The sequence below is a fragment of the Bacillus sp. FSL R5-0654 genome, from assembly GCF_038008745.1.
GTDB lineage: Bacteria > Bacillota > Bacilli > Bacillales > Bacillaceae > Bacillus > Bacillus safensis.
Genome location: NZ_JBBOZV010000001.1, coordinates 2,966,072 through 2,987,666, shown reverse-complemented (window position 1 = coordinate 2,987,666; position 21,595 = coordinate 2,966,072). Strand labels below are relative to the sequence as shown.

Sequence of the window (21,595 nt, the reverse complement as noted above, 5' to 3'; positions counted from 1 at the left end):
ATGAAGAAGATGGGCAGATTATACATTTTGATGCTCAATATTTTTATTGCCATGCTTGGCTTTGGCCTCATTGTACCTGTTATGCCGAGTTACATCGAAGCCTTTGGTGCAACAGGAAAAACACTCGGTTTTCTTGTCGCTGCAACAGGTTTTACACAATTTGCGTTATCGCCGGTTGCCGGGGCACTGACCGATCGATTTGGACGAAGAAAATTGATCATTGCCGGGATTGCGGGTTTTACGATTGCTCAGTTTATTTTTGCTTTTGCTGATCAGCTTTGGATGCTGTTCGTGTCTCGATTTTTAGGCGGTGCTGCCGGGGCTTTGCTTATGCCGGCTATGTTTGCATACATCGCTGATATCACAAGTGAAAAGGACCGAGGGAAAGGAATGGGTCTATTCAGTGCAGCGATGACACTAGGTTTTGTCATTGGGCCGGGCGTAGGCGGCTATTTGGTTGAGTACGGGATCGCATTTCCATTTCTGATTGCCGGTTCCTTTGCTGCTCTTTCTACTTTGTTATCCATCCTCTTCTTACCTGAAACTTTAACAAAGGAAAAACAGGAAGAGGCGCGGCTTAACAAGGATATTCATTTCAATCCTTTTGTACAAATGATCGAGGCTCTAAGGACATCGTACGGCTTTTTGTTTATATTGGCCTTTGTCCTCAATTTCGGAATCATTCATTTTGAATCGATTTTCGGCTTATATGTAGACCAAAAACACGGATTTTCACCGAAGGATATTGCGTTTGTGATTACGGTTGCGGGTCTTGCCGGGGTGCTTGTTCAAGGGGTGTTAGTGAATGCCTGTGTGAAACGATTTGGAGAGATGAGAGTCGTCCGTTATGCGCTATTAGGTGCGGCTTTCATGCTAATCGCCTGCCGTTTTGCGCCGTCCTTTTGGTTGATTTTTACGGGTTCGATTTTATTTTTATCGGCTACGTCATTTGTCCGACCAGCCCTCAATACATTGCTGTCCAAGATGGCAGGCAATCAGCAAGGGGTAGCAGGCGGTCTCAATACATCCTTTATGAGCCTTGCCAATATCGTCGGACCGAGTCTTGCGGGTATATTATTTGATGTGAATATTGAGTATCCTTTTATGTTTGGAACACTGGTGCTTTGCGTAAGCTTCGCTGCATCCATCGTGTGGGGGAAAAAAGTGCAGCATGCTTCGGCAGCTTCTTAAATTTTGCTGATAAAAAACCGATCAGGACGAATTGATCGGTTTTTTATGATGGGCATCATCTCTCATATTTCACGACAGGTGATTTTTCTTTATGAAGCGCACGAATCATCGCTTCATCTACGTGTAAATGCTCTTTCACTAATTGAGGCGGGGTTAAGGCCATCCACTGATTCAACGAAATATCTGCAAACCGGTCACTTTTAAAAATCTCTAAAAACCAAAGGCTCGTTTGGCCGATATTTTGGATGTAATGTCCCATACCAAAAGGAACATATCCAACATCACCTGCTCTGTAATTAAAGGTGCGGGCAGTACCTCCTGCTCCAAAGACCGTCATTTTAGCTGTACCTGTTAAATAGTATTGCCACTCATCGTTATTAGGGTGCCAGTGCATTTCTCTCATGCCGCCAGGTTTTACTTCAACAAGTGCAGCCGCAATCGTTTTTGAAATCGGGAAATTCCGTGAATCGACAATTCGGACGGTTCCGCCAGAGGTCGTTATCGGGTTTTGACGAAGGAGCTGGTACGTAAATGGCGGCTTAATGCTCCCGTATGGATCAGATACCATTTGGCTTTCTAAGGATGACGGCGGCGAGCCTTGAAACATATAGCGCTGCTTATTCGGAATATGGTCAAACAATTTCTTAGGAACACCAAAATTGGCGGAGAGAATCTCTTTCGGTGTATGGGCAAACCAGTCTGTGATCGTGAATGTATCAAATTCAGAAAAATCGCCATCATCAAATACAAGAAGAAACTCACAACCATCCTTAAGTCCTTGAATGGAGTGCGGGATACCAGGCGGGAAATACCACAAATCGCCTTCTTCTAGATCAGCAATCATATTTCGCCCTTCTGCATCTACAGATGTGATGCGGGCTTTGCCTAAAATCATATACGCCCATTCCGCCTGCTTATGCCAATGAAGCTCACGAACACCTCCGCGTGTGAGCCGCATGTTGACACCTGCAATCGTTGTTGAAACAGGCAGCTCCCGCTTTGTAATTTCCCTCGACCAGCCGCCGTGATTCAAATGCATGTGTGTATCAGAAAATGAAAATTTTAAATTTGGGATTGTCCCGGCATCGGTTTTAGGGGGAACGAGCATATCTGGGTTCTCTATATCTCGAAGGACATCGCGCGGGCCTAAGTCGGTGGCACCCGCGCCATCCTTTCGAATGGGCTGCGGGATGTGACGGAGCTCATCATCCATTTATCATCCCTCCTCAAGTCTCATTTTTCTCCTCCAAACTATATGAGGTTTCAGAAGAAAAAATTCAATCAGGATGGGATGAGAGAAACATTTGAATACGGAAGGCTAAGCGCAGCCGCAATGTTGCGTCAGAATCTTTTAAGCTGATTCGAAGCAATTCTTCACACTTCTCGAGGCGATAAATGACCGTGTTGCGATGAATGGACAATCGTTTGGCTGTTTCTGAAATGTGGCAATGGGTTTCTAAATAAACAGATAAGGTGTGAAGAAGGCTTGGATCGACTTGTGCTGGTTCAGATAACGGGTGAAGGTGCAGCTGGTGAAACGTGATCATATCCTTTCTTGGAATGAGCCTTAGTAAATCTGGCACATCCTTGGCTTGATAAAATTGAATATATTCAGTCCGCGATGAGAGATGTCCGGTTTGAAGAGCCTCTAATGCTTCATTGTAGCCTTCAGACAGATGGGAGATGTGGCAGCCCGTCAAGCTCACCCCAAAAGAAATAGTATGATTCACTTGCAGTTTAACAAGCATCTGCAACTGTTTTAAAAAAGAGCTGAGCCTGTCGCTAACCTCTGGCCAACTGCCAGTCTCCTCCATCAATACAACACCCATATCACCCTTTAAAAACAGAAAGGCAGGAAATGGGCAGCTTGGAAGTGCACTTTCGAGCAGATCAACCACCTGATCCAAAACCATTTGCTGCTTCATAAAACATGTGGTATCACTGCGCTCGTCAAGCTGATAGATCATACATAGATAGCGGCATTCGGCGTTTAATCCAAACGCCTGAACGAAATGTAAGGGATCTTGCTGGGAAGACGATGCCCTCTCTATCCATTTGCGAAAGCCCTCATTTCTAGCACGCTTGGCCGTTTGCAGGGCGGCATATTGTCTCATACGTGCAATCGACATTTCGTTTACTGCTTTTGCAATGATCCCATGTAAATTTTTATTCTGCGGGTGAATGAAAGCAAGGATGACCAGATAATCACATGTTTGTTCGTTTAGATCAATTGGAAAGATGGAAAAGGTTTGTTTTGCATGTATCATTGAAAAAGAATGAGTTGTCCTGCTTTGAAAAAAGGGGAGAATGTGCATCCATTCTGAGCTTGTGATCATGGGGTGCGAGGTATAGAGAATACGTCCATGCTGGTTAAACAAATAGATGGGCTTGTGAATCTTTTTGGCCATTTTTTGTAAAATTTCAAACTGGTTATCGTCTATGTTCATATCCACTCAATCTCCTTTATTGGTGAAGATGAATAAAAAAATGGACAATCACTGTCTACATCTCTGATATGCATTTTATGTTATCAGCTAAAATCATTTTAGATAGAAAGTTGTCAATTAATATAACAAACAAACAGAGCGCCAGGACAAAATCACGTGCCGCCAGTCATCTTCATTCAGAATTACGAGCAAATATGATATGTTGTAGACAGAAGAATTTCTTTCAGAAAATATGGGTATCACAAGAAACAAAGGCTTCGAATGAGGAAGCCGTCTATACATGAGAGTGGCAAGAGGTGAGAAACATGATTTATATCGGATTAACTGGCTGGGGAGATCATGACAGTCTTTATCCGCCGAGAATCGGCAGCGCGCAAAAGCTGTTTCACTACGCGTCAACGTTTCCGATTGTGGAACTGGATGCCAGCTTTTATGCGGTTCAGCCTGAGCGTAATCATGAAAAGTGGATAAAGGATACGCCAGATGACTTTCAATTTGTTGTGAAAGCATACCAAGGAATGACTGGACATCAAAGGGGCGAGATTCCGTTTGCTTCAAAGGAAGACATGTTTGATGCATTTATTCTTTCGCTGACTCCGCTTATTCGTGAAGGGAAACTAGCCATGGTGCTCTTTCAATTTCCCCCATGGTTTGATTGCAAAAAAGAGCACGTCCACTATTTAAGATGGTGTAAGGAGAAGATGGGGGACATTCCATGTGCTCTCGAATTCCGAAATCGTACATGGTTTTCAGATGAATTTTATGAGCAGACTTTGTCCTTTATGGAAAAGGAAGGATGGATTCATTCCGTCTGTGATGAACCACAAGTCGGAGAAGGCTCCATTCCGCCGGTCATACAAGCTACACACCGTGATAAAACATTGGTCCGATTTCATGGAAGGAATAAACAGGGCTGGCTTCACCCGGCAGACCATGAGAATTGGCGTGAAGTGAGATACTTATATTTATATAATGAAGCTGAATTAAAAGAGTGGAAAAAGAATCTCGACATCCTGCATCAGCAATCGAAAGATGTCTATGTCGTGTTTAATAATAACTCCGGCGGAGATGCAGCGGCAAATGGCCAGCAGATGATTGATTTGCTGGATATCACCTATTCAAACCTGTCTCCGAAGCAGTTAGATTTATTTAGTTAACCGAGAGCTGACTGAAGCTTTCAACCTGAATGAGACGGTCAGTGACAACTTGAGGGAGAGATCAACATGCTGCAGAAGCTATGGTTATATCATACAAACGACTTGCACAGCCACTTTGAGAACTGGCCAAAAATTGCAGCTTATATTGAAGAAAAGCGTCAAGTTCACGATCAGATGCTCTTGTTTGATATTGGCGACCATATGGATCGAGTGAACCTCGTATCCGAAGCGGATTATGGAAAGGTAAACGTCAAGCTCCTCAATCAGCTTGGCTATGATGGAGTCACGATCGGGAATAATGAAGGCATTACGCTGCCCCATGATCAGCTGGATCACTTGTATGAGAATGCACAATTTCCAGTGGTCCTGTCTAATTTATTTGAGAAAGGCAAAAGGCCATCATGGGCAAAGCCCTATCATATGATCACAGTGGAAAACGGACTGAAGCTCTGTCTCTTAGGCGTGACCATTGCGTATACACCTGTATATGAAAAGCTGGGCTGGAACATTACTGATCCGTTTGACAGCATACGGGACATGCTGCAGGAAGTGAAGGGACAGGCAGATGTCATTGTGCTTTTATCTCATCTCGGTATCATCCATGATCGAGAGGTCGCCCGTGATTTCCCTGAAATCGACATCATCCTAGGTTCACACACGCATCATCTGTTAGAACAAGGTGAAATGGACAATGGTGTGCTGCTTGCATGCGCTGAAAAGTACGGGCATTATATTGGCTGCGTTGAGCTGACGATCGATACAGCGCGCAAAGAGCTGATAGAGAAAAAAGCGACAGTACAGTCAGTGGATCAGCTCATCAGTGAATCAGATGAAGCCATCACCACCTTGCAGCAGGCAGAAAGAAGAGCGAAAGCACTCATGCAGGAAAAAGTGACAACGATTGAGTCGAAGCTAGAAACGAAGTGGTTCGACGATTCTCCGCTTCCGCAGCTCTTAACAGATGCCATTAAAGATTGGTGCGGAGCAGATATTGGCATGATGAATGCAGGTATGGTGCTTGATTCATTAGAGGCAGGGATCGTCACAAGAGAAGAAATCCACCGGATATGTCCGCATCCCATTAATCCCATTCGGGTGACGCTTACCGGTCAACAGCTCATCGAAACAGTTCAGCGAGGCTGTGAAGAAAAAATGGAACAGCTGCGCATCAAGGGCTTCGGCTTTAGAGGTGAGCTGATGGGGAAAATGCTATATAGCGACCTCAGCTATACATTAGAAGAAGGCGAGGCCAAACGGGTGAAGGATGTCTTTGTACATGGTCAATTGATCAAAAAAGACGCCTCCTATACTGTTGGCACAGTCGATATGTATACATTAGGCTCTCTTTTTCCCCATATCCGTGATCACGAACACATTGAATATTTTATGCCTGAATTTTTACGTGATGTTCTGACATGGCGCTTGAAGGAAGCAACATGAATTCCGCTTCAGCCTAACAACACGCGCCCTCTTTTCACATAGATTGTGATGAGAGGAGTGAAGGGATTTGGTGAATTTAACACCTATTACAATTGATGGCCATTCCTTTACAGCGGTCACCGTCAAGCTGCCGAAGACAAATTTCATGGCAGTAACAAATGAACATGGGTATATCATGTGCGGTGCACTGGATGTCGGGCTCTTGAATGAAAAGCTTGCAGATAGAGGAATTATTGCAGGAAGAGCAGTTGGTGTAAGAACCATTGAGCAATTGCTCGATGCTCCTTTAGAATCTGTGACATACGCCGCAGAAGCGCTGGGCATCTCAGTTGGAACAATTGGAAGAGATGCATTATTAAAAATGGTGAAATAAAATAGAGAGATGATTCCTATCCCCCCGCCTGTCTGCATACACATGTAATGGAGAAGGGGGGATTTTTTATTGAGAATGAACCGCCGTTATCGCCCCTACAAGAAGGGCCCTTTGCCATTTCGTTACGTTATGCTACTTGCGATTTTATTCTTTGTGCTCTCAACCGTAATTAGTTTATTTTTTATCAACCGATCCATTAAACCTACCCTTATTCATATTGCTGAACTAGAAACAGAGCGCATCGCCAATCACCTCATACAATATTCAGTTCAAGACTTTGCAGACGATCAGGAGAATATGAAGGATATGGTGGTCATGAATACAAGTGAGAACGGAAAAGTGACGACCATCGATTTTAATGCGCAAGCAACATCGAAAGCAATGGCTGACCTCTCGCGTCATCTTCAAAAAAATTTAGAGGACATTGAAAAGGGGAACTTTCAAAAAGAGGCAAAAGAAGCATTAAAGGATCAAACAGATGGACATGACGGCATTATATATAACATTCCGCTTGGGCAAGCATCCGGAAATGCACTCATTGCCAACCTCGGACCCAAAGTGCCTGTACGCTTTAGTGTGATTGGTGATCCGCATACGGACGTTGAAAAAAATATTAAGCCTTATGGCATCAACAATGCCTTGATTGATATTAGTGTTCTGATCGAGGTCAAGGTAAGAGTCATTATCCCATTTGCTTCTGAAACAATCGTAGTGAAAAACTCTGTTCCTGTCTCCATACAAGCCGTTCAAGGAGACGTGCCAGATTATTATAATGGCAGCGGAACAAACTCAGGTGCTCCATCAATTGTTCTTCCAGAAAAAAAGAAGAAAAAGGAATAACAGCCCAACAATGATTGGGCTGTTATTTACTTTCGTTTCCGTTCAGCTCTTTCCCACGCCCTCAAATGAGGATATGGATCAAATGACCATTCCGTTCTGCCGTTGTCTTTGTACATGCCATAGTGAAGATGCGGCGGAAACTTTCCTGCGGTGCCTGGAGGACCGTAACCGGAGCTTCCGACAGATCCAATCACCTGGCCAGGTTCAACAATTTGACCTGTCTTGAGTCCTTTCGCAAAGCCATTTAAGTGAGCAAAGTAATGATAATGATTATGAATATCTCGAATGCCTATCCGCCAGCCGCCAAAGCGGTTCCAGCCTTTCATTTCAATCACGCCATACGATGTCGCACGAACGGGAAGTCCATAATGGGCAAATAAATCGGTTCCCTCATGAATTCTCCTTCCTCCAAACCCTCTTGCATCTCCCCATGTACTTCGGTAGCTGTAGTCAGCTCCAACCGGAAGAGGAAAAGCATGCTTTCCAAGATCAAGATGGCCGTAGTGCTTATATAGCTTCATAAAAGATGAAATGATTCCAACGGTTTGATCACGTCCATAATAGTCCCATAAGCCAATTTTTAATTGATCAATATTGCTGCCGTAGTGAAGCAAGTATTGTGCAAAAGTGAATAATACATCCTCATCGTCATTGCTGCTTGCTTTGCCATCCCCATTCCCATCAAGACCAATTCCATCAAACACTTTAATGCTTAAAGGAGAGGTATCCTGTTTATTCGGGTTTTCTGGTCCAATCCACATTTCCCGGGGAATGTAGATGCCAATGACGCCTTTTTGTTTCGGTAAATCTCTTCTGCTTTTTCGAATATTGTGTTCATACTGATCAACTGCAGCAAGTACATACCATGGAACCTGTGTTGTGATGGAGACTTTTTCATATAGGGCCATTCTTTGCTTCAATTCATCTGGCTGTTTGCCCGTCCCTTTTGCATGAACAGGTAAAGGGAGCATTGAAAGAGCAATCATGATGGCTAAAACCACTTTCACAAACGTCCATCTCCTTTCATCGAGCATCATCTTCTACCGTTTAGTGTGGTTAGAACACTCTATTTCATAAGAAGAAAATGTTAGTAATTTTCTTCTGTTTTTTTAGGAGGCTTTTGGGTATTTTTGCAGCTCATTCCCTTGTTGTTCAATCTGTACTATGTTAAAGTGTCTAAAGAAAAGGCTTTAGGCCGAAGATTCAATTTTTTGCAGCTTCTTAGCTGCATCCATCGTATATAGCAGGAAGATTTTTGTAGATGCACCTTTAACGAATTCATATGGAGATGATGGAATTGGCAAAGAAGGAAGAGCACGTAAGAAAACCGGACTGGCTTAAAATTAAGCTGAATACGAATGAAAACTATACCGGTTTGAAGAAAATGATGCGGGAAAACAACCTGCATACCGTTTGTGAGGAAGCAAAATGTCCGAATATTCATGAATGCTGGGCAGTGAGAAGAACCGCTACATTTATGATCCTTGGATCTGTTTGTACGCGCGCATGCCGTTTCTGTGCGGTGAAAACTGGACTTCCAACTGAGCTTGACCTGCAAGAGCCAGAACGCGTGGCAGATTCAGTAGCCTTAATGAACTTAAAGCACGCTGTTATAACAGCGGTTGCAAGGGATGACCAAAAGGATGGCGGCGCAGGTGTGTTCGCTGAAACCGTTCGTGCGATTAGAAGAAAAAGCCCATTCACGACCATTGAAGTTCTCCCTTCAGACATGGGCGGCAATTATGATAACTTGAAGACGTTAATGGACACTCGTCCTGACATTTTAAATCACAACATTGAAACAGTTCGCAGATTAACGCCAAGAGTTCGTGCGCGTGCTACATATGATCGTTCATTAGAATTCTTGCGTCGTGCAAAAGAAATGCAGCCCGATATTCCAACAAAATCAAGCATTATGATTGGACTTGGTGAAACGAAGGAAGAAATCATTGAAGTCATGGATGATCTTCTTGCCAATAACGTGGATATTATGGCGATTGGCCAGTACTTACAGCCTTCGAAAAAGCATTTGAAAGTTCAAAAATACTACCATCCGGATGAGTTTGCAGAGCTGAAGGAAATTGCGATGTCAAAAGGCTTTAGCCACTGTGAAGCTGGGCCGCTTGTGCGCTCTTCCTACCATGCAGATGAACAAGTAAACGAAGCGTCTAAAAAGCGTCAGGCGCAAGCGTAACAAAGAAAACGCCAGAGCTCTCTGGCGTTTTTTCTCGTATTAATTTTGGCCGTAAGGGGCGTTTCTTCTCATCGTACGGTCGGAATTCGTCATGCCATTTGCATCTTCTTGATTCGATATGTTACCGCCTTGAGGGGAATACTTCATTTGCTGAATCGTTTTGGTTAAAATTTGGTCAAAATCACGTGAATTGGTTTGAAGACGTGAAAAATTGGCAATGGATTGAAAGTGCTCTGGATTATCAGAGACGTATACATGATAATAACGAGGGAGAACAGAAACCGCCGTTTTCTTTACTTGATCGGCAGATTCATCACGGTTTTTGTTTCCTGTTCGATACACGATGAGTGCATCCTCATCTGTTACAAGTGTGGCTGCATCTTTGATGTTTGGCAGCTGCACCGTTAGACTTGTAATCACGTGGGCAAGATGCTCACGATTTAAAGCAGGGGTTCTTTCTTTCTGATCCGTTACTTGCTGGCGCTGATAACGAACATATCCTGCTTTGTTTGTATCTGCTTCTGGCATATTGGAATTATTTCCTTCATGACGATCCGACAGACGGATGGTTTTACTTGAAGAATCTTCATCCACTTGCCGGTTCATACCTGATTGAAAGCCGCACCCGCCTAAAACCATGCTGAGGAGAATCGCGGCAGTCAGTTGTTTCTTCATAAATGTGACCTCCTTTTTCCTTTAGCTTCGGCTAAATCGGAAAAAACATGCTTTAGCAATTGATGGAGTTCTTCCAATGAATTATCATTAAAGATGGATCGTTTAAAAAGAGGTGAGAAGATGATCGTCGTTCAGAATGCTACCTTTGATCTTGTAAGAGATATCAAAGACGGCTTTAATGAAGAAGCGTTTAAAGCAAGGTACTCAGATATTTTAAATAAGTATGATTATATTGTGGGGGACTGGGGCTACAATCAGCTCAGGCTGAAAGGGTTCTTTGATGACCAAAACCAAAAGGCCACATTTGATACTAAAATCAGCACACTCGATGAATACATTTATGAATACTGTAATTTTGGCTGTGCCTATTTTGTCTTAAAACGAATCAGAAAATAACGCAAAGGGGAGCGTCATGATGTATTTCGTAGACAGAAAAAAGATTGAAGAGACATTACGTTTTTTCGAGGAGCAATATGAGTTGTTGCAGAGTCATCAAACATGGACAAGTCCTCTAGAGAAAAAAGCGCTGGAACGAATTGTTCATTTGCTCGTCGAATGTATTCTTGATACCGGAAATGACATGATTGATGGCTTTATTATGCGTGACCCAGGAAGCTATGATGACATCATGGATATACTTGTTGATGAAAAGGTTGTACCAGAAGGAGAAGGAAGTCAGCTGAAAAAGCTTGTCTCATCCCGCAAAACACTTGTACAGCAATATCAGGAAGTAAATCATCATGACTTATTGCAGGTGATCAGCGAAGTAGAGCAGGCGCTAGAGGTCTTTCCAAGCCGCATCCGTACCTACCTGGAACAGGAGCTTGGCCCAGTATCAGCGTTTAAATAAACCATTGGAGTTGTGAGCATCATGAAATACAAAGGCTATTTAATTGATTTAGACGGGACAATGTATAAAGGAACAGAAAAGATCGAAGAAGCAGGTCAATTTGTTCAAAAGTTAAATGAGTTGAACATCCCTTACTTGTTTGTCACGAATAACTCATCACGTACGCCAAAGCAGGTAGCGGAAAAACTCGTTTCATTTGATATCCCAGCAACAGAAGAACAAGTTTTTACAACAAGTATGGCGACGGCCAATTATATTGCTGAGCAAAAGAAAGATGCATCAGTTTACGTGATCGGTGAAGAAGGAATCAAGCAGGCCATTGAAGAAAAAGGGCTGACGTTTGGTCAGGAAGATGCAGATTTCGTTGTTGTTGGAATTGATCGGGGCATTACATATGAAAAATTAGCAGTAGGTGCGATTGCCATCCGTCAAGGCGCACAATTTGTCTCAACAAATGGAGATATTGCCATTCCAACAGAAAGAGGGCTTTTGCCAGGGAACGGCTCGTTAACATCTGTACTGACCGTAACGACAACGGTTCAGCCGACATTTATTGGAAAGCCGGAATCCATTATTATGGAACAAGCGATGCGTGTACTTGGGACAGATGTGTCTGAGACGCTCATGGTGGGGGATAACTATGATACGGATATTATGGCAGGAATGAATGCAGGAATGGACACATTACTCGTCCATACAGGTGTGACAACAAAAGAGCTGCTTCAGAAGTACGAAAAGCAGCCAACCTATGTCATTGATTCATTATCCGAGTGGATTGAGCGATTATCATAAAAAAAGAGGACAAGCGTTACGCGCGCGTCCTCTTTTTCTTTATTCCGCATTTCTTGCACTATGTGCCAGCCTGCTTGATGCGGCGGCAGCAATAGCGCCGACAATGTCATCTAAAAAGGTGTGGCATTCGCCCGTGGATTTATCGTTGAGTTTCCCAAGAATTCCTGGTTTTTCTTTATCGATATATCCGTAATTCGTAAAGCCGATCGAACCATAAATATTGACGATAGCAAAGGATAAAATTTCATCAACGCCATACAGGCTCTCGTCCGTTTCAAGTATTGATTGAAGCGGCTCAGTCAGCTTTTTTTGTTCGGCGAGTACGTCTAGTTCGACGCCCGTTAATATCGCATTTTGGACTTCACGTTTTGCGATGACACGCTCCACATTGTGGATGCACTCTGTCATGTCTAAGCCAGGATGATATTTTTCCTGTAAAAAGTAGACAAGGTCTGCTATATCTTGAATGGTTACGCCTCGTTCTTGTAAACGGCGTCTTGCTGTTTTTTCTACTTCGTTCATCTCATGATGATGCGGCATGTATTCCTCACCCAATCCTCGTAATTTGTCCACAACGTGTAAAAAGCTTCGGATAGTAAATAGTATTCATAAATCCCTCAACCTGCGACTACGATATGATAAGAGATTGATCATAGGAACGCAGGTGAAAACATGAAAGAAACCATTTATCACACATTTGGTATTGATGTTCGTCAATTTACGCCATATGGCAGTTATCAGAGCTTTCAAACGGCGGAGGCTCTCTTCCTCATTGTTCCTGTGTCTCATTTGCGAGAAGAAGAACTCTCGGAGTTGTATCATATCAGTCAGTATTTACTGAATGCTGGAGACCCATACGTCGCTGTGTTTGAATTAACAAATGAAGAGAAACCCACCTTTACTCATGGGAAGGAGCAGTATGCTTTATTAAAAGCATCGCCTCCGATCTCAAGCCGCTCGTTTCAGCAAGCGTCAGAGCTGGCAGCCTTCCATGTCAGGGGAAGAGGCTTTCCATATGAAGTATCCGAAACAAAACGTGTCGGTGCCTGGAAGGAATTATGGGCAAAACGATTAGATCAGCTCGAAGGCTTTTGGATGCAGCAAATGCATCAAAAACCGCTGCAACGGTTTGAACAAAAATTCATTGAATCGTTTCCGTATTATCTTGGATTAACGGAGAATGCCATTCAATATTTAGTTGATACTGAACTTGATGATGAACCAAAAGAAGGTGACTCAGGCACTGTCTGTCATCAGCGCTTTTCACGTATGACATGGCCGCATGAGCAGCCGCTTCGTTTACCTGTGGATTGGGTCTTTGATCATCCAACTCGTGATATTGCCGAATACTTAAGAGAGACCTTTGTACAGCATAAGGAGGATTTAATTGAAGAGGGTTTTTCCTTTCTACAGCAATATGAACAGGTGACACCTCTTTCCTCCTTTTCAAAGCGTTTGTTATACAGCCGCCTGCTGTTCCCGCTTCATTACTTTGAAATTGTAGAAGGCTACTATATGTCGGGAGAAAATGAAAAGTCATATTATGAAGAGCGGTTAGATTACGTCTTAAATGATGCCAATCGTTATGAATACTTTCTGAAGGTCTTTCAAGAAATGAGTGCCATGCGAAGCGGCGGCAGCCCCATTCCGGCTGTTGGCTGGATTCAGCCTGCAGCTGATTTGAAGTTTCAGTGAACAGACAAAACGTCTCTTTTCTCTTGAGGCGTTTTTCGTTATGCTTAAAGAAATCGATTAAAGGAGTGTTCTTCTTGCCGAAACCTTACGTCTATATCACAAGAAAGCTGGATGAAGCATCACTTACACCATTAAAAGAAGTCGCTCATGTTGAGATGTGGCCAAGCGAGGATGAGCCGTGTCCAAGAGAAGAGTTAGAAACACAAGCTGCTAAAGCGGATGCGCTTCTCACCATGCTGTCAGATCAAATAGATGAGCCGCTTTTATCAAAGGCTCCGAATATCAAGGTGGTTGCAAACCTTGCTGTTGGCTATGACAATATTGATCTTGAAGCAGCCAAAAAGCATGGAATCACCGTATGTCATACACCAGACGTCTTGACAGAATCGACGGCTGATTTAGCCTTTGCTCTTCTGATGGCGTCAGCTAGACGCATTGTCGAGGCGAGTGATTGGATTAAGGATGGAAACTGGACAGGCTGGGGGCCGCTTCTTCTTGCCGGTGCTGATGTTCATCACAAAACACTCGGGATTGTCGGAATGGGCAGCATTGGAACAGCACTAGCCAAGCGGGCCAAAGGCTTTAATATGAATGTCCTTTATCATAATCGTTCAAGAAAACCCGAGGCAGAAGCGCAGCTTGGCGTGACCTATGCGGCTTTTGAGGAACTGCTCAAGCAGTCTGATTTCATCGTCTGTCTGACGCCGTTAACCCCGGAAACGAAAGACATGTTTAATGAAAAAGCATTTGATCTGATGAAGAACTCTGCTTATTTCATTAACGTATCAAGAGGACAGACTGTGGATGAGGATGCTTTATACGAGGCGGTCACAACAGGAAAAATTGCCGGCGCTGGTCTGGATGTATTTAGAGAGGAACCTGTCAGCCCGTCTCATCCGTTAACGACATTACCTAACGTCACAGTCCTTCCTCATATTGGAAGTGCTAGTGTCGAAACAAGAAAAACGATGATGCGTTTATGTGCTGAAAATATTGCGCTTGTCTTACAAGACGAGCCAGCCAAAACGCCGGTTCGTTTATAATATAAGGCTTCCCGGTGTTCGGGAGCTTTTCTAACAAAAATATTTTGAAAATATAGAATCTTGATATAAATAGCTGTTAAGCGGTTTCATTCTGACAATCTCTTATTTTATTACCTTGTCAAAATGAGGATACCCCTTTATAATGTGTGTACATTGAATGTCTGTGTAAGGTTAACAAATGTCTTTTTAGAGAGGACATTTACGGAGAAAGGTGGAATTTCAGGTGAAGGCAATTCGAGTTGGGCTATTAGGATTAGGAACAGTGGGAAGCGGTGTCGTAAAAATTATCCAAGACCATCAGGATAAATTAATGCACCAAATCGGCTGTCCGGTATTAATACAAAAAGTGCTTGTGAGCAATCCCGATAAAAAAAGAGATGTGGATGTCGCAAGAGAGGTCTTCACAACTGAAGTATACGATGTGATTAGAGATCCAGAGGTCGATGTCATCATTGAAGTGATGGGCGGCATTGAAGAGACAAAACAATATTTAATAGATGCGTTAAATGAGAAGAAGCATGTCATTACAGCCAATAAAGATTTAATGGCGCTTTACGGTACGGAGCTTTTACATGTAGCGAAAGAAAATGGCTGTGATCTTTATTATGAAGCAAGTGTCGCCGGAGGAATTCCGATTTTGCGTACGCTGGAGGAAGGATTGGCCTCAGACCGAATCACCAAGATGATGGGGATTGTGAACGGTACAACGAATTTTATTTTAACGAAAATGAATGTCGATAAAAGCGCATATGAGGATGTCTTAAAAGAAGCACAGGATCTAGGCTTTGCAGAAGCAGATCCGACAGCTGATGTAGAAGGACTGGATGCAGCAAGGAAAATGGCGATTCTTGCAAGACTCGGCTTTTCTATGAATGTAGATTTAGAGGACGTCAAGGTGAAAGGTATTTCTGATATTTCTGATGAGGATATTAATTTCAGTAAGCGGTTTGGCTATACAATGAAGCTGATCGGCATTGCTCAGAGGGATGGAGAGAAAGTGGAGGTCAGCGTTCAGCCAACTTTACTTCCTGATCATCATCCTTTATCATCCGTCAACAATGAATTTAATGCGGTGTATGTCTACGGAAGTGCTGTAGGAGAAACGATGTTTTACGGACCTGGAGCAGGAAGTCTGCCGACAGCAACAGCTGTTGTATCAGACTTAGTGGCAGTAATGAAAAACATGCGCCTTGGCGTGAACGGAAGCGGATTTATCGCACCGCAGTTTGAGAAGAAGATCAAATCGTCATCAGAAATATTTGCTCAGCAATTTTTAAGAATCCATGTTAGAGATCAAGTCGGGGCATTCTCCCGCATTACATCTATTTTTTCTGAAAGAGGGATCAGTTTTGAAAAGATCCTTCAGCTTCCTGTGAAAGGACATGATGAGCTGGCTGAAATTGTGATTATTACACATCAGACCTCAGAAGAAGATTTCTCAAATATCCTGCAAAAATTAAACGACCTCGACGTGGTGGTTCAAGTGAAGAGCACGTACCGAGTAGAAGGGAACGGTTTAAGCTGATGAAATGGAATGGACTCATTGAAGAATTTCAAGAATTCTTACCAGTAAACGAATCTACACCTAAACTAACATTAAATGAAGGGAATACACCGCTGATCCATCTCGCCAAGCTCTCAGAAAAGCTGGGAATCGAGCTTCATGTGAAAACAGAAGGCGTTAATCCAACAGGTTCTTTCAAGGATCGAGGAATGGTCATGGCTGTTGCAAAGGCAAAAGAAGAAGGCAATGATACAATCATGTGCGCTTCAACAGGGAATACCTCTGCAGCAGCAGCGGCTTATGCAGCCCGTGCGGATATGAAATGTATTGTCATCATTCCAGACGGGAAAATTGCCTTCGGTAAGCTTGCACAGGCCGTCATGTACGGAGCAGAGATCATTGCCATTGATGGCAACTTTGATGATGCACTGAAAATCGTCCGCAGCATCTGTGAAAAAGCACCGATTGCCCTTGTTAACTCGGTCAATCCTTATCGAATTGAAGGACAAAAGACAGCAGCATTTGAAATCTGTGAGCAGCTAGGCTCTGCCCCGGACGTACTGGCGATTCCTGTTGGTAATGCAGGGAACATCACGGCCTACTGGAAAGGCTTCAAGGAATATCACGAGAAAAAAGGAACTGGACTGCCTGTCATGCGTGGTTTTGAAGCAGAAGGTGCAGCGGCAATCGTTCGAAATGAAGTGATTGAGCAGCCAGAAACAGTGGCAACGGCTATCCGTATCGGAAATCCAGCGAGCTGGAAACAAGCTGTGGCAGCCGCAGAGGAATCAAATGGAAAGATTGATGAAGTAACAGATGAGGAAATTCTTCATGCGTATCAATTGATTGCACGTGAAGAAGGCGTGTTTGCAGAACCAGGCTCATGTGCGTCGATTGCGGGCGTGTTAAAGCAGGTGAAATCTGGAGAAATCAAGCCAGGCAGTAAAGTTGTTGCGGTACTAACAGGCAACGGACTGAAAGATCCAAATACGGCTATCGATATTTCAAAAATCAAGCCGGTCACACTCGATGCAGATGAAGATCAAATTCTTGAACACTTAGAAAAGGCCGCACGCGTATGAGTGAAGCCTCCATGCTTTTTTCAATCACAGTACCGGGAAGCACTGCCAATTTAGGACCAGGCTTTGATTCAGTTGGAATGGCGCTCAGCCGCTATTTAAAGCTATCGGTCTATGACCATGATAGCTGGCTGTTTGAAGCAGAAACAGATGTCGTGTCTGGGATTCCATCAGGCACCGACAACCTGATTTATCAAACAGCCAAAAAGGTCGCAGATGACTTTGGAAAAACACTCCCGCCTGTTCATGTCAAAGTGTGGAGTGATATTCCATTGGCACGGGGGCTTGGCAGCAGTGCTGCTGCCATCGTGGCCGCCATTGAACTTGCCAATCAGCTTCTTGAATTAAACATGACAGATGATCAGAAGCTCTTTTATGCAAGTGAGGTAGAAGGTCATCCAGATAATGCGGGAGCCTCTTTATTTGGTGGTTTACTGATTGGTCTCCATGAAGAAGACAAAACACATGCCGTTAAAGTGCAGCATGTGGATGTAGATGTCGTCGTGGTGATTCCTTTTTATGAAGTGCTCACAAAGGATGCCCGTGATGTCCTGCCAGAGGATTTCTCCTATAAACATGCTGTCAGTGCGAGTGCTGTGAGCAACGTCCTTGTAGCCGCCTTAATGACGCAGAACTGGCCGCTTGTTGGAGAAATGATGAATAAGGATTTATTTCATCAGCCTTACCGCACAATGCTCGTGCCAGAGCTGTCGAAGGTAGAGCATGTCGCTTCGCTTAAAGGAGCGTATGGAACGGCTTTGAGCGGTGCTGGACCGACGATCCTCACCTTAGTGGAAAAAGGGAAGGGAGAAGCGCTGAAAGAGCAGCTAGCCCAAAATTTCCCGCATTGCGAAGTTGATCTGCTGACGGTGCCAGTAGAAGGGGTTGTCGTGCAGCATCATCCTGTTAATCAAGTAAAGAACGTGCTGTGAATCTGCACGTTCTTTTTTTATGCTTGTTTTTATGGGAAGAAGCAGGGATTATTATTTAGAGGATCGAACTATTTTTTAAGCATAAAAGGGGGAGATACGTTCATGAAGAAATTGATGACGGCAGAAGATTTAACAAAGATTGTTTCTGTTTCCCATCCGGTTTATTCACCAGATGGACAAAAGGCAGTCTTTACAAAAGTCACTGTGAATGAGAAAAAAGACGATTACAACATCCACTTATGGGTTCGAGATGAAGAGACAGAGGAGCTGGCACAATGGACATTTGAGGATGGAAAGCATCATCAGCCAGTTTGGTCAAAAGACGGCAGGCAGCTTGCTTTTATTTTACAAAAGCCAAAGGAAGTCCCTCAGCTGGCGCTCATGAAGAGCGAAGGAGGCGGCGTGCGAACCTTAACGACGATTCCTTACGGAGTATCTCATCCTGTTTTTTCTCCAGATGGTGCTTTTCTTTATGCGGCTGTGTCATTGAAACAATCAGAATCTGTTCATGATGAAAAAAAGGAAGAGCAAGATGACTTTGCTCCAGCGGTATATGATGATTTGACCTATAAAGCAGATGGAAGAGGCTTTTTAGATGGGCGTGTCACGCAGATCGTGAAGGTAGATATCGATTCAGGAGAGATAGAGCCTGTCACGAGCGAGCAGGTTCATCATATGAATCATACGATTTCTCCTTGCGGCAAATGGCTTGCCTTTATTCAATTAAATCCACAGATACCTTACATAAGTGACGTGTGTCTTCTGTCATTAGAAGATGGTCAGACAAAAAAGATCACACAAGCAAACGGCGCTTATTCCACCGTATCTTTTTCTCCAAATGGAGAGAGTCTTTTGTATATTGGACATGAGCGCGAATTTCAAAATGCTACCTTCCCATCACTATGGCTGTATGATCTGAAGGAAGAAAAGACGGTTCAACTGTCAGAAATGCTGGATATGTATGTTGGGAACTGTATGGCAGGAGATAGCGTGATGGGAGAGGTCTATCAGCTTCCGCAGTGGACAAAGGACAGCCAAGGGTTTTATGCGCTTGTTTCTGATCAAGGCAGTACAGGAATTTATTATTTCTCTATTGAAGGTTTAGCCTATCCTGTTCGACTAGAGGCGGAACATATCACCAATTTCAGCCTTCATCCAAATGAATCCAAATTGCTGCTCAGCCGGCTTTCACCTGTCTCACCAAGTGAGCTGTATGAGATGACATTAGGGGAGACAGAACTAAAGCAAATCACATTCGAGCATCATGATTTTCTAAAGGAGCATATCGTATCGGAACCTGAACCATTTTCTTTTCAGTCAAAAGATGGAGACGAGGTGCATGGCTGGTTTATGAAGCCTTCCAAGATGGAAGAGGGAAAGAAATATCCGCTCATTCTAGAGGTTCATGGCGGACCGCATGCCATGTATGGTTATACGTATTTTCATGAATTTCAAATGCTCGCTTCTGAAGGCTACGCCATCGTGTATATCAACCCGCATGGCAGTCATGGGTATGGACAGATGTTTACTGACCGTGTGAGAGGAAACTATGGTGACGTTGATTATGACGATGTCATGCAGGCTGTTGATCATGTGCTCAAAGCCTATGATTTCCTTGATGAAACAAGGCTTGGCGTGACAGGCGGCAGCTATGGCGGTTTTATGACCAACTGGATTGTTGGTCAAACCGACCGCTTCCGTGCAGCTGTCACACAGCGTTCCATTTCAAACTGGATTAGCTTTTATGGCATCAGTGATATCGGTTATTTCTTTACAAGGTGGCAGATTGATGGGGATATTTATGATTCTGTCGATAAGCTATGGGATCGTTCGCCACTAAAATATGTGAAGCAGGTGAACACGCCGCTCCTCATCTTGCACAGTGATGAAGATTATCGCTGCCCAGTTGATCAAGCAGAGCAGCTTTTTGTGGCCTTGAAGGAGCTTGGGAAAGACACAAGATTGGTCAAATTCCCGAAGGCATCTCATGATTTATCCAGAAGCGGCCACCCGGGGCAGCGTATTCAAAGACTGACTTTTATAAAGGAATGGTTTAGAGAAAAGCTAGCCTAATAAAAAACGACCCTTCAGCGTGCTGACAAACCCTCGCATTCGGTGTCAGTTCAGCGTGCTGGTGCTCACGAATAGAAAATTCGCTCCGCGCCAGTACTCGTCCTTCCTAGACTTCAAGGGTTTTCATATCACGCTGAAAAGAAGACAAAGGGCTAAAGCCTCTGTCAATCATGAAAAAAACGACCCTAATTGGGTCGTTTTCATGTCATATATGAATTAGAAAACCTGTTCAACTTCTACAACGCCAGGCACTTCTTCTAATAATGCGCGCTCAATACCGGCTTTCAATGTAATGGTTGAACTTGGGCAGCTGCCGCATGCACCAAGAAGACGTAATTTCACAATGCCATCTTCAATGTCTACAAGCTCACAGTCTCCACCATCACGTAATAGAAATGGACGAAGTTTGTCCAGTACTTCCTGTACTTGGTCTTTCATTTCGACTTCAGTCATTAGATATAATCGCTCCTTTCACAACATATCACCATTATATTCATCTAGACGATAAAAATCTATTGATTGGTTTCAAAGTTTCCTTCTCATTATAGCACAATCTCATCTTGAAACAAAAAGTGATTTTGACTTTTTTCATCCAGAAAATTCAGCTAAAATGAAGAAAGAATAGGGGGCTTGTCAAATGAACAAAACCGTCGATCTTTATGTATATGGAAGAGATGTCTTGTGCGCTAGCTGCGTGAATCTGCCTTCTTCAAAAGATACGTTTGAATGGTTAGATGCAGCATTAAAACGAAAATATCCGAATCAGCCATTTCGCATCACATATATTGATATTGAGCACCCGCCAGAAAACGAACAACAAAAGGAATTGTCTGAACGAATTCTTGATGATGAATTCTTTTATCCGCTTGTCTTAGTAGAGGATCAAATCGTTGGGGAAGGCAATCCAAAATTAAAAGACATTTATCAAGAAATGGAGAAATACGGGTACAAGGAGAGCAGTGAATAAGCTGTTCTTTTTTTTGAGAAATAAAACGAACAAACGTTCTTTTTTGTATTGAAAAGGAACGTTTGTTCGTTTATAATGAAATGAAAGGAGCGTGAGCATCATGAATTATTTACTGAAACAATCTCTTCAACAGCAAATACCTATTGAGATGATTTATATGAAGAAAAACGGAGAGTGCACGAAGAGAAAAATCACTGTCTACCGTGAGACGGATCAGTTTATCCAAGCGTATTGTTTATCGAAGAAAACGATGAGAACCTTTCGTAAAGACTGCATTCTTGCCCTTGCTCCGATCAAATGGACCAACTCATCGGCACATGCCGTTTCATAGAAAAAAGCTCCC

22 protein-coding genes and 1 pseudogene are annotated in these 21,595 nt (G+C 43.4%); 17 read left to right on the top strand and 6 right to left on the bottom strand.

All coding sequences use genetic code 11. From position 1 onward, the window contains the following. Positions 1-1,191 carry an MFS transporter gene (locus NSS76_RS15360; protein ID WP_206534338.1) on the top strand — a complete coding sequence of 397 codons (1,191 nt, stop codon included), beginning with the start codon at positions 1-3 and terminating at the stop codon, positions 1,189-1,191. 55 nt (positions 1,192-1,246) lie between these two features. Here NSS76_RS15360 and NSS76_RS15355 read toward each other — a convergent pair whose 3' ends face one another. Both NSS76_RS15355 and NSS76_RS15350 read right to left on the bottom strand, forming a co-directional pair. Next, the gene (locus NSS76_RS15355; protein ID WP_341082421.1) at positions 1,247-2,404 is read right to left on the bottom strand and encodes an oxalate decarboxylase family bicupin; all 1,158 of its coding nucleotides are present in this window, start codon (positions 2,402-2,404) and stop codon (positions 1,247-1,249) included. Positions 2,405-2,468: 64 nt separating this feature from the next. After that, positions 2,469-3,638 carry a PucR family transcriptional regulator gene (locus tag NSS76_RS15350; RefSeq protein ID WP_341082420.1) on the bottom strand — a complete coding sequence of 390 codons (1,170 nt, stop codon included), beginning with the start codon at positions 3,636-3,638 and terminating at the stop codon, positions 2,469-2,471. Positions 3,639-3,943: 305 nt separating this feature from the next. On the opposite strand from NSS76_RS15350, the gene NSS76_RS15345 reads away from it, so the two are divergent. From NSS76_RS15345 to yunB, 4 genes are all read left to right on the top strand, one after another. Continuing rightward, positions 3,944-4,795 (top strand): DUF72 domain-containing protein, encoded by an 852-nt coding sequence (locus NSS76_RS15345; RefSeq protein WP_044331225.1) that lies wholly within the window; start codon positions 3,944-3,946, stop codon positions 4,793-4,795. A gap of 66 nt (positions 4,796-4,861) precedes the next feature. Continuing rightward, on the top strand, positions 4,862-6,235 hold the full coding sequence (locus tag NSS76_RS15340; RefSeq protein WP_044331223.1) for a bifunctional metallophosphatase/5'-nucleotidase: 1,374 nt from the start codon (positions 4,862-4,864) through the stop codon (positions 6,233-6,235). 67 nt (positions 6,236-6,302) lie between these two features. Then, positions 6,303-6,608 (top strand): YunC family protein, encoded by a 306-nt coding sequence (locus tag NSS76_RS15335; RefSeq protein ID WP_024423372.1) that lies wholly within the window; start codon positions 6,303-6,305, stop codon positions 6,606-6,608. A gap of 69 nt (positions 6,609-6,677) precedes the next feature. Then, positions 6,678-7,448, top strand: a complete 771-nt coding sequence (gene yunB, locus NSS76_RS15330; RefSeq protein ID WP_024423371.1) for a sporulation protein YunB — start codon at positions 6,678-6,680, stop codon at positions 7,446-7,448. Between the two features lie 26 nt (positions 7,449-7,474). On the opposite strand, the gene NSS76_RS15325 is transcribed toward yunB, so the two are convergent. Next, a complete protein-coding gene (locus NSS76_RS15325) occupies positions 7,475-8,419 on the bottom strand; it encodes a M23 family metallopeptidase (RefSeq protein ID WP_226340801.1) in 945 nt (314 codons plus the stop codon). A 326-nt stretch (positions 8,420-8,745) separates the two neighbouring features. Here NSS76_RS15325 and lipA point away from each other — a divergent pair, with 326 nt between their 5' ends. Beyond that, positions 8,746-9,642 carry a lipoyl synthase gene (gene lipA, locus NSS76_RS15320; protein WP_008360456.1) on the top strand — a complete coding sequence of 299 codons (897 nt, stop codon included), beginning with the start codon at positions 8,746-8,748 and terminating at the stop codon, positions 9,640-9,642. A gap of 39 nt (positions 9,643-9,681) precedes the next feature. Here lipA and NSS76_RS15315 read toward each other — a convergent pair whose 3' ends face one another. Next, on the bottom strand, positions 9,682-10,317 hold the full coding sequence (locus NSS76_RS15315) for a YhcN/YlaJ family sporulation lipoprotein (protein WP_133744612.1): 636 nt from the start codon (positions 10,315-10,317) through the stop codon (positions 9,682-9,684). Positions 10,318-10,437: 120 nt separating this feature from the next. On the opposite strand from NSS76_RS15315, the gene NSS76_RS15310 reads away from it, so the two are divergent. From NSS76_RS15310 to NSS76_RS15300, 3 genes are read left to right on the top strand one after another with little or no spacing between them, the layout of a single operon-like run. Then, the gene (locus tag NSS76_RS15310) at positions 10,438-10,713 is read left to right on the top strand and encodes a YutD family protein (RefSeq protein ID WP_024423368.1); all 276 of its coding nucleotides are present in this window, start codon (positions 10,438-10,440) and stop codon (positions 10,711-10,713) included. 19 nt (positions 10,714-10,732) lie between these two features. Beyond that, a complete protein-coding gene (locus tag NSS76_RS15305; protein ID WP_073207287.1) occupies positions 10,733-11,167 on the top strand; it encodes a DUF86 domain-containing protein in 435 nt (144 codons plus the stop codon). Positions 11,168-11,185: 18 nt separating this feature from the next. After that, positions 11,186-11,959, top strand: coding sequence for a TIGR01457 family HAD-type hydrolase (locus NSS76_RS15300; protein WP_087978090.1), 774 nt, complete (start codon positions 11,186-11,188; stop codon positions 11,957-11,959). Between the two features lie 39 nt (positions 11,960-11,998). Here the strand turns inward: NSS76_RS15300 and NSS76_RS15295 are convergent, their stop codons facing one another. Beyond that, positions 11,999-12,499 (bottom strand): phosphatidylglycerophosphatase A family protein, encoded by a 501-nt coding sequence (locus NSS76_RS15295; protein ID WP_025094161.1) that lies wholly within the window; start codon positions 12,497-12,499, stop codon positions 11,999-12,001. A gap of 132 nt (positions 12,500-12,631) precedes the next feature. On the opposite strand from NSS76_RS15295, the gene yutH reads away from it, so the two are divergent. The 6 genes from yutH to NSS76_RS15265 all read left to right on the top strand — a co-directional run bounded on the left by yutH (position 12,632) and on the right by NSS76_RS15265 (position 20,285). Beyond that, a complete protein-coding gene (gene yutH / locus NSS76_RS15290; protein ID WP_024423364.1) occupies positions 12,632-13,654 on the top strand; it encodes a spore coat putative kinase YutH in 1,023 nt (340 codons plus the stop codon). A 74-nt stretch (positions 13,655-13,728) separates the two neighbouring features. Continuing rightward, positions 13,729-14,697, top strand: a complete 969-nt coding sequence (locus tag NSS76_RS15285; RefSeq protein ID WP_073207280.1) for a 2-hydroxyacid dehydrogenase — start codon at positions 13,729-13,731, stop codon at positions 14,695-14,697. A 223-nt stretch (positions 14,698-14,920) separates the two neighbouring features. Then, entirely contained in the window at positions 14,921-16,222 is a 1,302-nt protein-coding gene (locus NSS76_RS15280) for a homoserine dehydrogenase (protein WP_041107666.1), read from the top strand. After that, a complete protein-coding gene (thrC, locus tag NSS76_RS15275) occupies positions 16,222-17,283 on the top strand; it encodes a threonine synthase (RefSeq protein WP_044331189.1) in 1,062 nt (353 codons plus the stop codon). Before NSS76_RS15280 ends, thrC begins: the two co-directional genes overlap by 1 nt. Beyond that, the gene (thrB, locus tag NSS76_RS15270; RefSeq protein WP_024423360.1) at positions 17,280-18,212 is read left to right on the top strand and encodes a homoserine kinase; all 933 of its coding nucleotides are present in this window, start codon (positions 17,280-17,282) and stop codon (positions 18,210-18,212) included. Before thrC ends, thrB begins: the two co-directional genes overlap by 4 nt. 102 nt (positions 18,213-18,314) lie before the next feature. Beyond that, the gene (locus NSS76_RS15265; protein WP_044331186.1) at positions 18,315-20,285 is read left to right on the top strand and encodes a S9 family peptidase; all 1,971 of its coding nucleotides are present in this window, start codon (positions 18,315-18,317) and stop codon (positions 20,283-20,285) included. Positions 20,286-20,501: 216 nt separating this feature from the next. Here NSS76_RS15265 and NSS76_RS15260 read toward each other — a convergent pair. After that, a pseudogene (locus NSS76_RS15260) lies at positions 20,502-20,801 on the bottom strand (NifU family protein). A gap of 121 nt (positions 20,802-20,922) precedes the next feature. On the opposite strand from NSS76_RS15260, the gene NSS76_RS15255 reads away from it, so the two are divergent. Both NSS76_RS15255 and NSS76_RS15250 read left to right on the top strand, forming a co-directional pair. Continuing rightward, positions 20,923-21,252, top strand: a complete 330-nt coding sequence (locus NSS76_RS15255) for a YuzD family protein (RefSeq protein WP_034282615.1) — start codon at positions 20,923-20,925, stop codon at positions 21,250-21,252. Between the two features lie 100 nt (positions 21,253-21,352). Then, complete coding sequence (locus NSS76_RS15250; protein WP_044331179.1) at positions 21,353-21,583, top strand: hypothetical protein; 231 nt, start codon at positions 21,353-21,355, stop codon at positions 21,581-21,583. The last annotated feature ends 12 nt before the right edge of the window (positions 21,584-21,595 follow it).